Origin of the sequence: Vibrio alginolyticus NBRC 15630 = ATCC 17749, assembly GCF_000354175.2 — a bacterium.
GTDB classification, from domain to species: Bacteria; Pseudomonadota; Gammaproteobacteria; order Enterobacterales; family Vibrionaceae; genus Vibrio; species Vibrio alginolyticus.
In genome coordinates this window covers 1,800,273-1,814,177 of record NC_022349.1, presented here as the reverse complement: position 1 = coordinate 1,814,177, position 13,905 = coordinate 1,800,273, and the positions used below count along the sequence as shown (strand labels likewise).

General features: G+C 44.1%; 15 protein-coding genes and 1 other RNA gene. 8 read left to right on the top strand and 8 right to left on the bottom strand.

Annotated elements, in window-relative coordinates; all coding sequences use genetic code 11:
• The first annotated feature begins 78 nt into the window (after positions 1 to 78).
• The 3 genes from N646_RS08195 (at position 79) to mscS (ending at position 3,762) form a co-directional block, all read left to right on the top strand.
• Positions 79 to 1,239: a phosphoglycerate kinase gene (locus tag N646_RS08195; protein WP_005384547.1), complete on the top strand. Its 1,161-nt coding sequence runs from the start codon at positions 79 to 81 to the stop codon at positions 1,237 to 1,239.
• Between the two features lie 154 nt (positions 1,240 to 1,393).
• Positions 1,394 to 2,470, top strand: a complete 1,077-nt coding sequence (fbaA, locus tag N646_RS08190; protein ID WP_005380996.1) for a class II fructose-bisphosphate aldolase — start codon at positions 1,394 to 1,396, stop codon at positions 2,468 to 2,470.
• Positions 2,471 to 2,895: 425 nt separating this feature from the next.
• Entirely contained in the window at positions 2,896 to 3,762 is an 867-nt protein-coding gene (mscS, locus tag N646_RS08185; RefSeq protein WP_005380995.1) for a small-conductance mechanosensitive channel MscS, read from the top strand.
• A gap of 47 nt (positions 3,763 to 3,809) precedes the next feature.
• On the opposite strand, the gene N646_RS08180 is transcribed toward mscS, so the two are convergent.
• Both N646_RS08180 and N646_RS08175 read right to left on the bottom strand, forming a co-directional pair.
• Entirely contained in the window at positions 3,810 to 4,292 is a 483-nt protein-coding gene (locus tag N646_RS08180) for a YbaK/EbsC family protein (protein WP_017633558.1), read from the bottom strand.
• Positions 4,293 to 4,318: 26 nt separating this feature from the next.
• Positions 4,319 to 4,948 carry a LysE/ArgO family amino acid transporter gene (locus N646_RS08175; protein WP_017821634.1) on the bottom strand — a complete coding sequence of 210 codons (630 nt, stop codon included), beginning with the start codon at positions 4,946 to 4,948 and terminating at the stop codon, positions 4,319 to 4,321.
• Positions 4,949 to 5,095: 147 nt separating this feature from the next.
• Here N646_RS08175 and N646_RS08170 point away from each other — a divergent pair, with 147 nt between their 5' ends.
• Together N646_RS08170 and N646_RS08165 are read left to right on the top strand one after the other, a co-directional pair.
• Positions 5,096 to 5,992 (top strand): LysR family transcriptional regulator ArgP, encoded by an 897-nt coding sequence (locus tag N646_RS08170; protein WP_017821633.1) that lies wholly within the window; start codon positions 5,096 to 5,098, stop codon positions 5,990 to 5,992.
• A gap of 207 nt (positions 5,993 to 6,199) precedes the next feature.
• The gene (locus tag N646_RS08165) at positions 6,200 to 6,892 is read left to right on the top strand and encodes an oxidative stress defense protein (RefSeq protein ID WP_005384550.1); all 693 of its coding nucleotides are present in this window, start codon (positions 6,200 to 6,202) and stop codon (positions 6,890 to 6,892) included.
• A gap of 71 nt (positions 6,893 to 6,963) precedes the next feature.
• On the opposite strand, the gene serA is transcribed toward N646_RS08165, so the two are convergent.
• From serA to N646_RS08145, 5 genes are all read right to left on the bottom strand, one after another.
• Entirely contained in the window at positions 6,964 to 8,196 is a 1,233-nt protein-coding gene (gene serA, locus N646_RS08160; RefSeq protein ID WP_017821632.1) for a phosphoglycerate dehydrogenase, read from the bottom strand.
• A gap of 273 nt (positions 8,197 to 8,469) precedes the next feature.
• Positions 8,470 to 9,126 (bottom strand): ribose-5-phosphate isomerase RpiA, encoded by a 657-nt coding sequence (gene rpiA, locus N646_RS08155; protein WP_005380982.1) that lies wholly within the window; start codon positions 9,124 to 9,126, stop codon positions 8,470 to 8,472.
• A 53-nt stretch (positions 9,127 to 9,179) separates the two neighbouring features.
• Positions 9,180 to 9,779, bottom strand: a complete 600-nt coding sequence (locus N646_RS08150; protein ID WP_005384552.1) for a 5-formyltetrahydrofolate cyclo-ligase — start codon at positions 9,777 to 9,779, stop codon at positions 9,180 to 9,182.
• Positions 9,780 to 9,784: 5 nt separating this feature from the next.
• Positions 9,785 to 9,969: non-coding RNA, 6S RNA (ssrS, locus tag N646_RS23685), on the bottom strand.
• Between the two features lie 8 nt (positions 9,970 to 9,977).
• On the bottom strand, positions 9,978 to 10,286 hold the full coding sequence (locus tag N646_RS08145; protein WP_005384553.1) for a cell division protein ZapA: 309 nt from the start codon (positions 10,284 to 10,286) through the stop codon (positions 9,978 to 9,980).
• Positions 10,287 to 10,535: 249 nt separating this feature from the next.
• On the opposite strand from N646_RS08145, the gene N646_RS08140 reads away from it, so the two are divergent.
• Genes N646_RS08140 through N646_RS08130 form a run of 3 tightly spaced genes read left to right on the top strand, consistent with a single transcriptional unit; the run spans position 10,536 to position 13,556 of the window.
• A complete protein-coding gene (locus N646_RS08140; RefSeq protein ID WP_005380976.1) occupies positions 10,536 to 11,114 on the top strand; it encodes a YecA/YgfB family protein in 579 nt (192 codons plus the stop codon).
• A gap of 23 nt (positions 11,115 to 11,137) precedes the next feature.
• Positions 11,138 to 12,316, top strand: coding sequence for a 2-octaprenyl-6-methoxyphenyl hydroxylase (gene ubiH, locus N646_RS08135; protein WP_017633555.1), 1,179 nt, complete (start codon positions 11,138 to 11,140; stop codon positions 12,314 to 12,316).
• A 31-nt stretch (positions 12,317 to 12,347) separates the two neighbouring features.
• Complete coding sequence (locus N646_RS08130) at positions 12,348 to 13,556, top strand: FAD-dependent 2-octaprenylphenol hydroxylase (RefSeq protein WP_017633554.1); 1,209 nt, start codon at positions 12,348 to 12,350, stop codon at positions 13,554 to 13,556.
• Between the two features lie 65 nt (positions 13,557 to 13,621).
• On the opposite strand, the gene N646_RS08125 is transcribed toward N646_RS08130, so the two are convergent.
• Complete coding sequence (locus tag N646_RS08125) at positions 13,622 to 13,828, bottom strand: DUF1107 domain-containing protein (protein WP_005380970.1); 207 nt, start codon at positions 13,826 to 13,828, stop codon at positions 13,622 to 13,624.
• Positions 13,829 to 13,905: the final 77 nt, after the last annotated feature.

Genomic DNA, 13,905 nt, shown 5'->3' with positions numbered 1-13,905 from the left:
GTTTGAAGAATTAACAGGCTTGGCAGGGTTGCCGAGTTTTCAAAAACTTTAATTATTAAATATTTGAGAGGACACATCATGTCTGTAATCAAGATGACTGACCTGGATCTTGCAGGTAAACGTGTATTTATCCGTGCTGACCTAAACGTGCCAGTAAAAGACGGTAAAGTAACTTCGGATGCACGTATCATCGCATCTCTTCCAACTATTAAGCACTGCCTAGAAGCAGGCGCTAAAGTAATGGTTACGTCTCACCTAGGTCGCCCAACTGAAGGTGAATACGCTGAAGAGTTCTCTCTACAACCAGTTGTTAACTACCTAAACGACGCACTAGATTGCGAAGTGAAGCTAGCAAAAGACTACCTAGATGGCCTAGAGCTAAATGCGGGTGAACTTGTTGTTCTTGAAAACGTTCGCTTCAACAAAGGCGAAAAGAAAAACGACGAAGAGCTATCTAAGAAATACGCAGCACTATGTGACGTATTCGTAATGGACGCATTCGGTACGGCTCACCGTGCTCAAGCATCTACTCACGGCGTTGGTATGCACGCAGACGTAGCATGTGCTGGTCCTCTACTAGCGAACGAACTAGAAGCGCTAGGCAAAGCAATGGACAAGCCAGCTCGTCCAATGGTTGCTATCGTAGGTGGTTCAAAAGTTTCTACTAAGCTAACGGTTCTTGAGTCTCTATCTAAAATCGCTGACCAACTCGTTGTTGGTGGTGGTATTGCTAACACATTCATCGCAGCTGCTGGCCACAACGTTGGTAAGTCTCTATACGAAGCAGACCTAGTTGAAACAGCTAAGAAGCTAATGGACGAGTGTGCAATTCCAGTAGCAACTGACGTTGCATGTGCGAAAGCATTCGACGAGAACGCAGAAGCTGAAATTAAGCACGTTTCTGAAGTACAAGACGACGACATGATCTTCGACCTTGGTCCAGATTCAACAGCTGAACTAGCTGAAATCCTTAAAAACGCTAAGACTATCCTATGGAATGGTCCAGTAGGCGTATTCGAATTCAAGAACTTCGAAGCAGGTACTAAAGGTATCTCTGAAGCTATCGCAGCTTCTGAAGGCTTCTCTGTTGCTGGTGGTGGTGACACGCTAGCGGCTATCGACAAGTTCGGTATCAAAGCGGATGTATCTTACATCTCTACTGGCGGCGGCGCTTTCCTTGAGTTCGTAGAAGGTAAAGTTCTTCCAGCAGTAGAAATGCTAGAAGCACGCGCTAAGTAATTAAAGCAAAGCGGGGGAGTGATTCTCCCGCTTTCTTGTTTGCTGCAACGTGTGAGGAACTCTGCTAGAATAGCCTCAGTTGTGAGCAAACGTTTGCAAGATTTTCAACTTAACAAGTTTTGTTTAAAAACGACAGATAAATAGGATTACATCCATGTCTAAGATCTTCGACTTCGTAAAACCAGGTGTTATCTCTGGCGATGACGTTCAGAAAGTATTTGAAGTTGCAAAAGAAAACAGCTTTGCACTTCCAGCAGTAAACTGTGTGGGTACTGACTCTGTAAACGCAGTACTTGAAGCAGCTGCAAAAGTTAAAGCTCCAGTTATCGTTCAGTTCTCTAACGGTGGCGCTGCTTTCTTTGCTGGTAAAGGTCTAAAACTTGAAGGTCAAGAAGCTCAAATCCTAGGTGCTGTTGCTGGTGCGAAATACGTTCACGCTGTAGCTGAAGCTTACGGTGTTCCAGTAATCCTACACACTGACCACGCAGCTAAGAAACTACTTCCTTGGATCGACGGTCTACTAGACGCTGGTGAAGAGTACTTCGCGCAAACTGGTAAGCCACTATTCTCTTCTCACATGATCGACCTTTCTGAAGAGTCTCTAGAAGAGAACATCGAAATTTCTGCTAAGTACCTAGAGCGCATGGCTAAAATGAACATGACTCTAGAAATCGAACTAGGTTGTACTGGTGGTGAAGAAGACGGCGTTGACAACTCTGATATGGATGCGTCTGAGCTATACACTTCTCCAGAAGACGTTGCATACGCATACGAGAAACTAAGCGCAATCAGCCACCGTTTCACTATCGCAGCATCTTTCGGTAACGTACACGGCGTATACAAGCCAGGTAACGTTGTACTAACTCCAACTATCCTACGTGATTCTCAAGCGCACGTTTCTGAGAAATTCGGTCTTCCAGCGAACTCTCTAAACTTCGTATTCCACGGTGGTTCAGGTTCTTCTCTAGAAGAAATCCGTGAATCTATCGGCTACGGTGTAATCAAAATGAACATCGATACTGATACACAGTGGGCTACTTGGGATGGTATCCGTAAGTTCGAAGCTGAAAACCACGATTACCTACAAGGTCAGATCGGTAACCCAACTGGTGAAGATGCACCAAACAAGAAGTACTACGATCCACGCGTATGGCTACGTGCAGGCCAAGCTTCAATGGTTACTCGTCTAGAGCAAGCATTTGCTGACCTTAACGCAGTTGACGTACTATAATCGTTACTGATTAAGTTACTTAAAAACCCGCTCTTTGAGCGGGTTTTTTTTATATCTATCATTTTCTTCCCCTCTGCTTTCTCCCGATATTTTTATGCGTTAGGTTGTATTTGCTAGTTAGATATCTCACCTTTAACGTTTTTTTAAAGAAAACATGGGAATATCAGTCTTAAGAGTGGCGAAATCAGAGTGCATTGCGTAACCTGTAACAAGTCAGTGTCAGAAAGCTCTGATAAAGTCTTGTTTTGCATATCTTTGCGAAACTCTGACTTTGAAAAAAGTCAGAGTTGGGATATTGTGCCAAAAATCTGACACTGTTCAGTGGAGCAATAGGGATGTTGTTTTAGAAAAGAGCCTTTAAAAAACAAGGTTCATAAATTAACGGCAATTGGATTTATATCTCTTTATTTTTGAGGATAAGAATTATGGCAGGTGAATCGGTGGGTATCGATACCACTTTAACTGATGGTCTAACTCAGGCTGAAACTTGGCTGACAAACAATTCAGATCTACTGGTTCAGTACGGTGTGAACATTATCTCTGCGCTGCTTATTCTGTTTATCGGTAATCTTATCGTTAAGGCAGTCGCTGGTAGTGTTTCTAAAGTACTAGAAAAGAAAAACATGGATAAGGCCGTCGTTGAATTTATTCACGGTCTTGTTCGTTACTTGCTATTTGTAATCGTGCTAATCGCGGCTCTTGGTCGATTAGGAGTTCAAACCGCTTCTGTTGTTGCTGTGATTGGTGCGGCAGGTCTTGCTGTTGGTCTTGCACTACAAGGTTCACTATCAAACTTTGCAGCAGGCGTACTTATTGTTGCGTTCCGTCCATTCAAATCAGGCGACTACGTAGAAATCGGTGGTGTAGCGGGTAGTGTTGAAGCAATTCAAATCTTCCAAACAGTTCTAAAAACACCAGACAACAAAATGGTTGTTGTGCCTAACTCTTCAGTTATCGGCGGTGCCATTACTAACTACTCTCGCCATGCGACACGACGTGTCGACCTAGTGATTGGTGTTTCATACAAAGCAGACCTTAAACTAACGAAGAAAGTGATTCGTGAGACGCTAGAGAAAGATCCACGTATCTTGAAAGACCCAGATATCACAATTGGTGTACTTACGTTAGCAGACTCTTCAGTTAACTTTGTGGTTCGTCCATGGGTGAAAACTGCAGATTACTGGGGCGTATACTTTGATGCAATGCAAGGTATTAAAGAAGCATTGGATGAAAATGGTATCGAGATTCCATTCCCACAAATGGATGTTCACCTGAACAAAGTCGACGCTTAATCAAAAGCAGTCGATATTCAAAAGCGAGGCCAATAGGCCTCGCTTTTTTATACTTCGTAAAGGGTGTGATGACCAGCAAGTAAGAGGCGTTTTAGATGTTTACCTGCAAATCCAAATGTGAACTCAGGTAAGCCAGGCGTATAGAGCAACTCTTGATGTTGATAGAGATTGGTATCAACAATGATAGTGATGTATTCCGGTAAGCCTATTGGGCAAACCGCGCCGGGTACGCAACCTAACACTTCGACCATTTCATCGTCATTACAAATAGAGGGACGTTTACCTGTAATCGCTTTAATCTGCTTGGCATCGAGGCGCGAGTCCTTATCTGTCAGATAAACTGCGTAACCTTGTCCTTTGAGTGTTAAAAAGAGGCTTTTGGTATGCGTACCCGTCCAACCAAGCTCTCTCGCAATGCGTATATCTGTCTCAAAGTCTAAGATGGCTTCGTGCTGCCATTCACGAAAAGGAATAGAGAGCGCGTTGAATCGCTCTCTATTGTTGTTATAAATACGTTTTAGTGACTCCATGTCTTTGCTGCCTTACTACCTTATGATTACCAATACTTATCAATAAGCTCACTCGCTAAGATATACGCTATTGTGAACATCATCATTGCGATTGCAATGTCGATGGTTTTTTTCACTTTTGGTTTAGAGAGTGTTGGACCTAGTTTGGCGGCTCCTATCGATAAAGTGTAGAACCAAACAAAGGAAGCCATAATCGTACCTAGTGCAAAAGCAATGCGATCATGGCCTTCAAATTGTCCACCGATCGAACCTAGAATAACGACTGTATCTAAATATAAGTGCGGATTAAGCACAGTGACGGCTAACGCACCTAGAATAACCGTTCGACGACCTCGAGCTACGATCTCCCCTTTTGATTCCGATTCACTCTCTGGCTTAAAAACACTTTTTAGCGAGAGCAGTCCATAGAAGCTCAAGAAAGCAATACCACCAAGTGTCACCGACGTCAGTAAGATTTCATTTTGAGACAGAATTGCACCACCACCAAAAATACCTAGAGAGATGAAAATCATATCTAGCACGCTACAAATAGTGGCGGTTGTTAGGTGGTGGTTACGCTTTATGCCTTGATTCAAAACATACGCATTTTGCGCGCCGATCGGAATGATCATTGATGCTCCTAAACCAAAACCTTGCAATAGAACCCACAAGCTCACACTTCACCTCACTTCAAAATAACAAATACATTTACAGAAAAGGGAAAGATAAAGCGTTTATCTAAATAAGTATAATTAATGATTTTAATCTTACATTAGATAGGCTAATTTAACGGGAGGCGTTTGATCAAGAGTGAGAGGAAAGGTATGCGAGGGTTAGATTACAAATGGATTGAGGCATTAGACGCTATAGTTTATCAGGGTAGCTTTGAGCGTGCTGCCGAGCATTTATTTGTTTCTCAATCCGCCATTTCTCAACGTATCAAGCAGTTAGAGAAGTTTCTCGCGCAGCCTGTTTTAATTCGAAGCCAGCCACCTAAGCCAACGCCAATTGGTAAAAAATTGTTGGGTCTTTATCGGCGAGTACGCTTGCTAGAGCATGAAATTCTCCCCGAACTAAAAAATGATACCAGTACGCGACCTGTGCAACTCTCTTTAGCGACTAATGCAGATAGCCTTGCAACATGGCTACTGCCAGCGCTGCAAAATGTTATGAAGCAGCGTCAAGTTGAACTAAAACTGACTATCTATGGTGAATACCGCTCTATTGAAAAACTCAAAAGTGGCGAAGTGACAGGAGCGATCAGCTTGGAGTCCCAGCCAATCCCCGGATGCAGCTCAGACTATTTAGGTCGCATCGATTATGTTTGTGTCGCGAGCCCAGAGTTCTATCAGCGTTATTTTTCTAAAGGCGTAAATAATCAGACATTGGCAAAAGCACCGGCCGTTTCATATGACCAATATGATGATCTACATAAAACATTTCTTACCGAGCACTTTAACGTCAATCCTGACAGCGTTATTCATCACAACATCAGTAGTTCTGAAGCGTTTCTAAAAGTGGCGTTAGCTGGTGTAGCTTATTGCTTGATCCCCCGCTTGCAAATTACCGACGAATTAGACAGAGGTGTGTTGGTTGATGTGACTCCAGGTTTTTTAATGTCCCATCGGATTTATTGGCACCACTGGCAGTTAGAAACTGGGGTACTACAAGAAATCTCACATGCGATAGTGGGGTATGCGCAGCAGCATCTACCTCAATAAGTTTGTCAGAGCTGCATATCGTTAACTTAGTGTGTTTTGTTTAAAAATTACGCCAATGTTACATAGTCAAAGTTGTGTTAGAAGTCACTATGGGTGCTTGGATAATCGGCGGAAGTTTCTATTATGAAACCACACGCTTTCTCAGCCATGATAGTGATGTTGGAATCTGAGATTAAGTACTTAATTTTGTATGGATGGATTTATTGAATGAAATTGTATTCATTTTTGCTGGCTTCAGCACTCAGCCTTACCAGTGCTTCAGTTTTGGCGAATACGCCAGAGTTTGCTCATGTTACGACAACGGGGTATGGCGAAGTGACGGCTACACCTGATATGGCTACGTTTTCTGTAAAAGTAGTCGATACGACAATGACGGCTGAACAAGCGAAATTGTCCGTAGATAAAACCGTTGAAGAGTTTCTAAAAAGCTTGTCGGATGCCGGCTTGTCAAAAGACAATATTACTAGCTCGAATTTATACCTTGCTCCTCAGTACCACTACCCTAAATCAGGAAAAGCAGAACTTGTTGGGTATCGAGCATCTCGCAGTATTGATGTCACGGTGACGGATCTGAAAAACCTTAACCAATACCTAGATATGGCGTTAGAAGCGGGAATTAATCAGGTTGATAATATTCAACTTAAGGTAAGCAACCAAGCCGAGTATCAGCAAAAGGCACGAATGGCGGCGATTAAGGACGCAAGAGAAAAAGCAGGGTCATTAGCGACTGGTTTTGAGAAAAAGTTGGGCGATGTATGGCAGATCAATTACAGACAGATGCACGTTCAGCCTGTGTTAATGCGTTCAATGGCGATGGATAGTAAAGAAGGAGCGAATAGCTACCAAGATTCAACTATGATCATTCGCGATCAAGTCGATGTCATTTATAAGCTAAAGTAAGGCTTAGCAAACAGTAAAAAGCAAAAGGCAGGGAGTCATAACCCCTGCCTTTGTCGTTTCTGTTTCACTGTTTAGTGAAGGATACGAGCACGGATTGTGCCTTCAATGTTTTTGAGCTTTGTTAGAGCTTCTTCTGCTCGTTCAGTTTCAACGTCGATCACTACGTAGCCTATTTCAGCGGCTGTTTGTAGGTACTGCGCGGCAATGTTAATGCCTTCTTCAGCAAAGATGGTGTTGATCTGAGTTAGAATACCAGGACGGTTCTTGTGGATATGAAGCAGACGAGAGCACTCTCCACTGTGTTCTGGCAATGACACTTCAGGGAAGTTTACGCTTGAAAGTGTCGAGCCGTTATCAGAGTACTTAGCCAGTTTGCCCGCCACTTCTAAGCCGATATTCTCTTGTGCTTCTTGCGTTGAACCACCAACGTGTGGAGTGAGAATGACGTTATCGAATTTTTGTAAAGGAGACTCGAACGGGTCAGCATTTGTTTTTGGTTCAGTTGGGAATACATCAATTGCAGCGCCGGCAAGGTGACCAGCTTCTAAGCTATGGCAAAGTGCAGGAATATCCACAACGGTGCCACGTGCCGCGTTGATAAAGATGGAACCTGGTTTCATTCGAGCAAATTCAGCTTCACCCATCATGTTTTTCGTTTCCGGTGTTTCGGGAACGTGCAAAGAAATCACATCACATTTGTTCAATAGTTCACTCATGGTATGTACTTGCGTCGCATTACCAAGGGACAGTTTGTTCTCAATATCGTAGTAGTAAACGCGCATACCTAAGTTTTCGGCAATAATACCAAGCTGCGTACCAATGTGACCGTATCCGATAATGCCAAGGCACTTACCACGAGCTTCGTAAGAGTTGTCTGCACTTTTCTTCCAAATACCGCGATGTGCAAGTGCATTCTTTTCAGGAATACCACGCACTAGTAAAAGGATTTGCCCAAGTACAAGCTCTGCCACGCTTCGAGTGTTAGAGAATGGTGCATTAAAGACAGGAATACCGCGTTTTGCTGCTGCATCTAGGTTTACTTGGTTAGTACCAATACAAAAACAGCCAATTGCAACCAGCTTGTTCGCCGCATTGATTACCTCTTCGGATAGGTTCGTACGGGAGCGGATACCAATGAAGTGCACGTCTTTTACCGCTTCAATTAGTTCTTCTTCCGGAAGGGAACCTTTATGGTATTCAATGTTGGTATAACCAGCTGCTTGAAGAACTTCAACTGAAGAAGGGTGGAGTCCCTCTAACAAGAGGATCTTAATCTTTTCTTTTTCCAGTGAAACTTTGGCCATTTTTTCTCGTCCTTAAAATGGAAAGGTGGGCTAATGTGGCGCACATTGGACAAAACTATTAAAAAGGGGATAATTAACAGTTTTGTAGGAAGACAAACGTTTCCCTGTGCGTCTTCTGTTCAATAAAGTAACAAAAAAAATTGCTTTGGGTAAGAAAATTACGGAATAAGAGATAATTTTCTTATAGAAAGGAATAAAAAACGGTGCCTTGCAGCACCGTATGTAATGAAATAACAGAAAAGTGAACCAGATAGGTTCATTTTGGGCTGTTATTTATTCTTCAATTTTTGCACCTTCTGGTGTGCCGGTGATCACTACGTCTGCACCACGATGAGCGAAAAGACCCACAGTCACCACACCAGCGATGCCGTTTATTTTGTCTTCCATTTCTTTCGGGTTGGTAATTTGCATATTGTGCACATCCAGAATCACGTTGCCGTTGTCAGTCACAACGCCTTCACGGTAAGCTGGGTCACCACCTAGTTTTACCAATTCACGAGCCACGTAAGAGCGTGCCATTGGGATTACTTCAACAGGCAATGGGAACTGGCCAAGTACGTCAACTGCTTTAGTGCCGTCAACGATACATACGAACTTATCAGAGATTGCTGCGACAATTTTCTCACGAGTCAGAGCCGCGCCGCCGCCTTTGATCATTTCACGTGCTGGGTTGATCTCATCTGCGCCATCAACATACACATCCAGCTTCATTACATCGTTACACTCGTATACTTCAATACCAAGCTCTTTAAGGCGCTCAGTTGAAGCGACAGAGCTAGACACTGCACCTTTAATATCATCTTTGATAGTGCCTAGTGCATCGATGAAGTGATTCACGGTAGAGCCAGTACCAACACCGACAATGCTGCCTTTCTCAACATATTTTAGTGCTGCCCAACCAGCCGCTTTTTTCATTTCATCTTGAGTCATGCCAATCTCCTGAATAGATGTTCGTTAACGTTTGCGGGCGTGATTATAGCGGCTTACTTGTCACTTTCCCATTGCCATATTTGGCTTGGGGTCACGATCTTAGGTAATGGAATATCCCAGCTTTCAATTGGTAAGCGTTCTACATGTTGGCAGTCATGAGCGATACCAACAGGTTTAGCTCCCTCTCCAGTTATAAACCAACGTGATAGAGTACGATCGTAGTACCCTCCGCCCATGCCTAAGCGGTGTCCGATACTGTCGAACCCAACTAAAGGCGTGCAGATTAAATCAAGCTGGCGAACGGGTTTGAGGTGTCTGATATCGAGCTTGGGCTCTAAGATGCCGTACTTGTTGTAGACGAGCTGTTCATCACTTATATACTGAAGAAACAGTAACTGACCTTTAGAAAAGGGATGGATGACGGGCAGATAAACCGATTTTCCCTGTTGCCATAACCATTCAATGAGCGGTTTAGTATCAAGCTCACCGTCTGCAGAAAGGTAGATGGCAATATGTTGCGCCTGATCGATTTCAGGAAGTTGGGAAAATTGAGTAATAAGGTCGATTCCCGCTTGGTATTGCGTATCACTGCACAGAGCGTTGCGCTTTTCACGAATCAGTTTGCGGAAGTCTTGTCGAGAGAGGTCTGACATAGAGAGAATACCCCAGGGTGCCGTTGAGGATTGTGGCCCTTGAACCAGCTGGTTCAAGGCGGATCAGCAATGACAACCGTAGGCTTCTCGGTGCATGCCGAGCTTGCTCAATAGTTACCAAATACTAACCCTTAGGTATTGCTTATCGGCTCAGGGACTTAAATCCTGCTGACGCACACCCCAGGGTAAATTTTGTATTTACTGCTGTCCTTGCGTAACTTTGCTTAGTGCGTTCTCTAAAGACGCGGTGAGCTTTTCCATTCGCTCAGTAATTTCTTGCTGTTGACCATTGGATTCGTATGACTTGGTGTGCAACTCATAGCAAATATTCAATGCAGCAAAGGTCAGCAGTTGGATTTCATTGGTTACCTTAGTACGTTCGCTCATTTCTTTCAATCGGCGATCCAGATCTTTTGCCGCTGCAACAAGAGACTCTTCTTGTCCTGTCGGACAATTCACACGTGTAAGTTTGCCTAATATTTCAACGTCGATCGCTTGATTGCTCATGATGAATAAACTCTATATTCGCGCTATCTAAGGTGTTGCTTCATACAACTACCGAGGAGCAAACTATAGGAAAACCGCTATTAAGATTCAAGCATTTCCCATCACAGAAAGAGAAATGATGACGAGATCACACAGGAATTGGGCAAATTGAACAAATGCTGTCCAAAATTGAATTTGATAGCCGTTTCAGACCACTAACCTTGATGGTAGGATATACCAATACATTATTACGCAAGAATGAGCCAAGTTATGAGTGAAATCACCCTTCCTGAATACCAATCTATTGCTGCTGAACTGCAATCGGCAAGCCTGGCTGTGACACCGGCGGAGTTACATGGCTTATTTGTTGGCATGTTAAGTGGTGGATTGGCGATCAATGATCAAACTTGGCAGCCGATTCTTTTTGACTACACCAATGATGGGATGGGGTGGCCCTCGACAGCACTCACTTTTGCTCAGAGCATATTCAACGTTACTGTTAATGAGCTTACTGGCACATCAATGGAGCTGTCTTTACTATTGCCAGATGAGCCGGGCGAAGAAGGCTTATTCGCATTAGCCGACAGTGTGTCCGACTTTGTAAACCACTTTATTTCTGGGTTAGGTCTAGCAGGCGTTGCGCTTAATAAAGCATCTGATGACGCTAAAGAAGCACTGGCTGACCTAGAAGAGATTGCCAAATTAGGCATCGATGAAGATGACGATCTTGGTGAACAAGCGCAATTGCTAGAGCAAGTGATTGAGCACATCAAAGCTTGCGTACTAACGATTCATGCTGAATTTGGTGTTCGTCCTGAAAGCAGCGACAAAAAACCTACTATTCACTAATCGTAGACCGTCCAGAGGTTAGTATGAAGCAATATGATGTAGTCATTGCTGGTGGTGCCATGGCTGGTGCAACGTTAGCATTGGCGATTGACCATTTGTCTCAGGGAAAGCTCCGCATTGCCGTCGTTGAGCCTTTTAAAGCACAATCAGATATGCACCCTGGTTTTGACTCTCGCTCAATCGCATTGTCTTACGGTACTGTCAATCTGTTGCGTCAACTACAGCTCTGGACGTCAGTAGAACCGTTTGTCACACCCATTGAACATATCCACGTTTCTGACCGTTCTCATGCTGGGATGACGGAGATTACCAAGCAAGAGGTTGGGGTTGAAGCTCTAGGGTATGTTGTAGAATTAGCCGATGTTGGGCGTGTATATCAAGAATTATTAGACAGCAGCGAATCAATTACGCTGTTTTGTCCTGACTCCGTTACCGATATCGAGCGCGAGCAAAACTGTACCCATGTGACGTTGAAAAGTGGTGAGCAACTTGAAGCAAAACTGCTGGTGGCTGCAGATGGTGCTGTTTCGACCTGTTGTCAGAAAATTGGTCTAGAACTTTCTGAGCAAGATTTTGAACAAGTGGCTGTCATTGCCAATATTGTGACTCAAGAACCTCATCAAGGTAGAGCCTTTGAACGTTTTACTGAAAATGGCCCTGTTGCTTTATTGCCAATGAGTGACAATCGAATGTCCTTAGTTTGGTGTTTGCACCCTGAAGAAGCCCAAGCCGTTCTTGAGTTATCTGATCAAGCATTTCTCCAGCATTTACAGAACGATTTTGGTTGGCGTTTAGGCGCGATGAAAAAAGTGGGGCGTCGTGCAAGTTACCCATTGCTTCTTCGCCATCGAAAGCAAAATATTTCACATCGCTTTGCGATTGTTGGAAATGCGGCGCAAACGCTGCACCCGATAGCTGGACAAGGCTTTAATCTCGGTATTCGCGATGTAGTCTCACTAGCAGAAGAAATTGTGCACCAAAGTGAGGATGTGGGTCTTTATCAAGGCCTGATGCGCTTTAGTCAACGTAGAGAAGCAGATCGAAGCGAAACTATTTGGCTAACCAGTGCCTTGGTGCATGTTTTTTCAAATGATTTACCCGCGATGCGAATTGGCCGAAATACTGCCTTAGCAGCGATGGATAACCTTTCTATTTTTAAGCAGCCGCTACTACGCCATACACTTGGCTTGGTAAAACGATGAACGGCCGCACTGAATTAGGTAATAAAAAGCAATGATGCAAAGTGTAGATATCGCCATCATCGGCGGAGGGATGGTTGGGTTGGCACTTGCTGCCGCGTTCAAAGACAGTGATCTGCGTGTCGCCGTTATTGAAGGTAAAGTGCCAGATGATTCGTTGAAAGAATTGCCCGATGTTCGTGTGTCTGCGCTGAGCCGCTCTAGTGAGACGATTTTGCGTAAACTTGGTGCTTGGCAGGGCATAGAACAGCGCCGAGCTTCACCTTACCATGGCATGGAAGTATGGGAACAAGATAGCTTTGCCAGTATTGAATTTAATGCACAAAGTATGGCACAACCTGATTTAGGGCACATTGTTGAGAATCGTGTGATTCAACTTGCGCTGCTTGAACAAGTCCAAAAGCTCGATAACGTCACTATGTTTATGCCTGCACGTTGCGCGACTCTCGCGGTCGGTGAGCAAGAAAGCTGGCTGACGCTCGATAATGGCCAAGCCATGACCGCTAAATTAGTGGTCGGAGCCGATGGGGCGAATTCGTGGCTTCGCCATCAAATGGATATTCCATTAACGCATTGGGACTATGGTCATCATGCTTTGGTCGCGAATGTCAAAACTGCTATGCCACACAACAGCATTGCGCGCCAGATATTTACTCCTCACGGACCGTTGGCATTTTTGCCAATGTCGCAACCAAATATGTGCTCTATTGTTTGGTCCACGGAGCCAAATCGAGCAGAGCAGTTAGTGGCGATGAGTGAACATGATTTCAATAAAGCGTTGACGAGTGAGTTTGATGCTCGACTTGGTCTATGTGAAGTAGTGGGAGAGCGTGCTGCGTTTCCTTTGAAAATGCGCTATGCGCGAGATTTTGTCGTCGAGCGAGTCGCGCTGGTTGGTGATGCGGCCCATACCATTCACCCATTAGCGGGGCAGGGTGTGAATTTGGGTTTATTAGATGCGGCCAGTCTTGCTCAAGAGGTGTTAGCACTTTGGAAGCAGGGACAAGATATCGGTAGTAAACGCAACCTAAGAAGCTACGAGCGTTGGCGAAAAGCGGAAGCGGCAAAGATGATCGCTACTATGCAAGGGTTTCGAGATTTGTTCTCTGGCGAGAACCCAGCTAAGAAGCTCGTTCGTGGCATTGGCTTAAGTTTAGCGGGGCAACTGCCGGGAGCGAAAGATGAGATCATGAAGCGCGCGCTTGGTTTAAAGGGACACTTGCCGGATCTGGCGCGTCAGTAAGTGCAAAGCGAACTTCAAATACACAAAAGGCTGGTTAATCCAGCCTTTGTTTTATCAACATTTTGCTAAGCATATGCGCATCGGAGTTTCATTATTTCTTGATTGATCTCTTTGACCGCTCGGAAATGGCGTTGCTCTGCTTTCTCCGGCAGTATTAACTTACCGTTATCAAACTCGAATCTACCGACCCCGTAAATATAAATTCTTCCTTTAAAAAGACGACTTATATGTTTAGCAATCATACTTGGTGTATAGCGCTTAAACAGTCTCATATTTACTTTCCTTTTATCTAACCTAGCCTAGGTATTCTACGTTCTGGACGCGAAAATTATTGTGACAGCAATAGTAT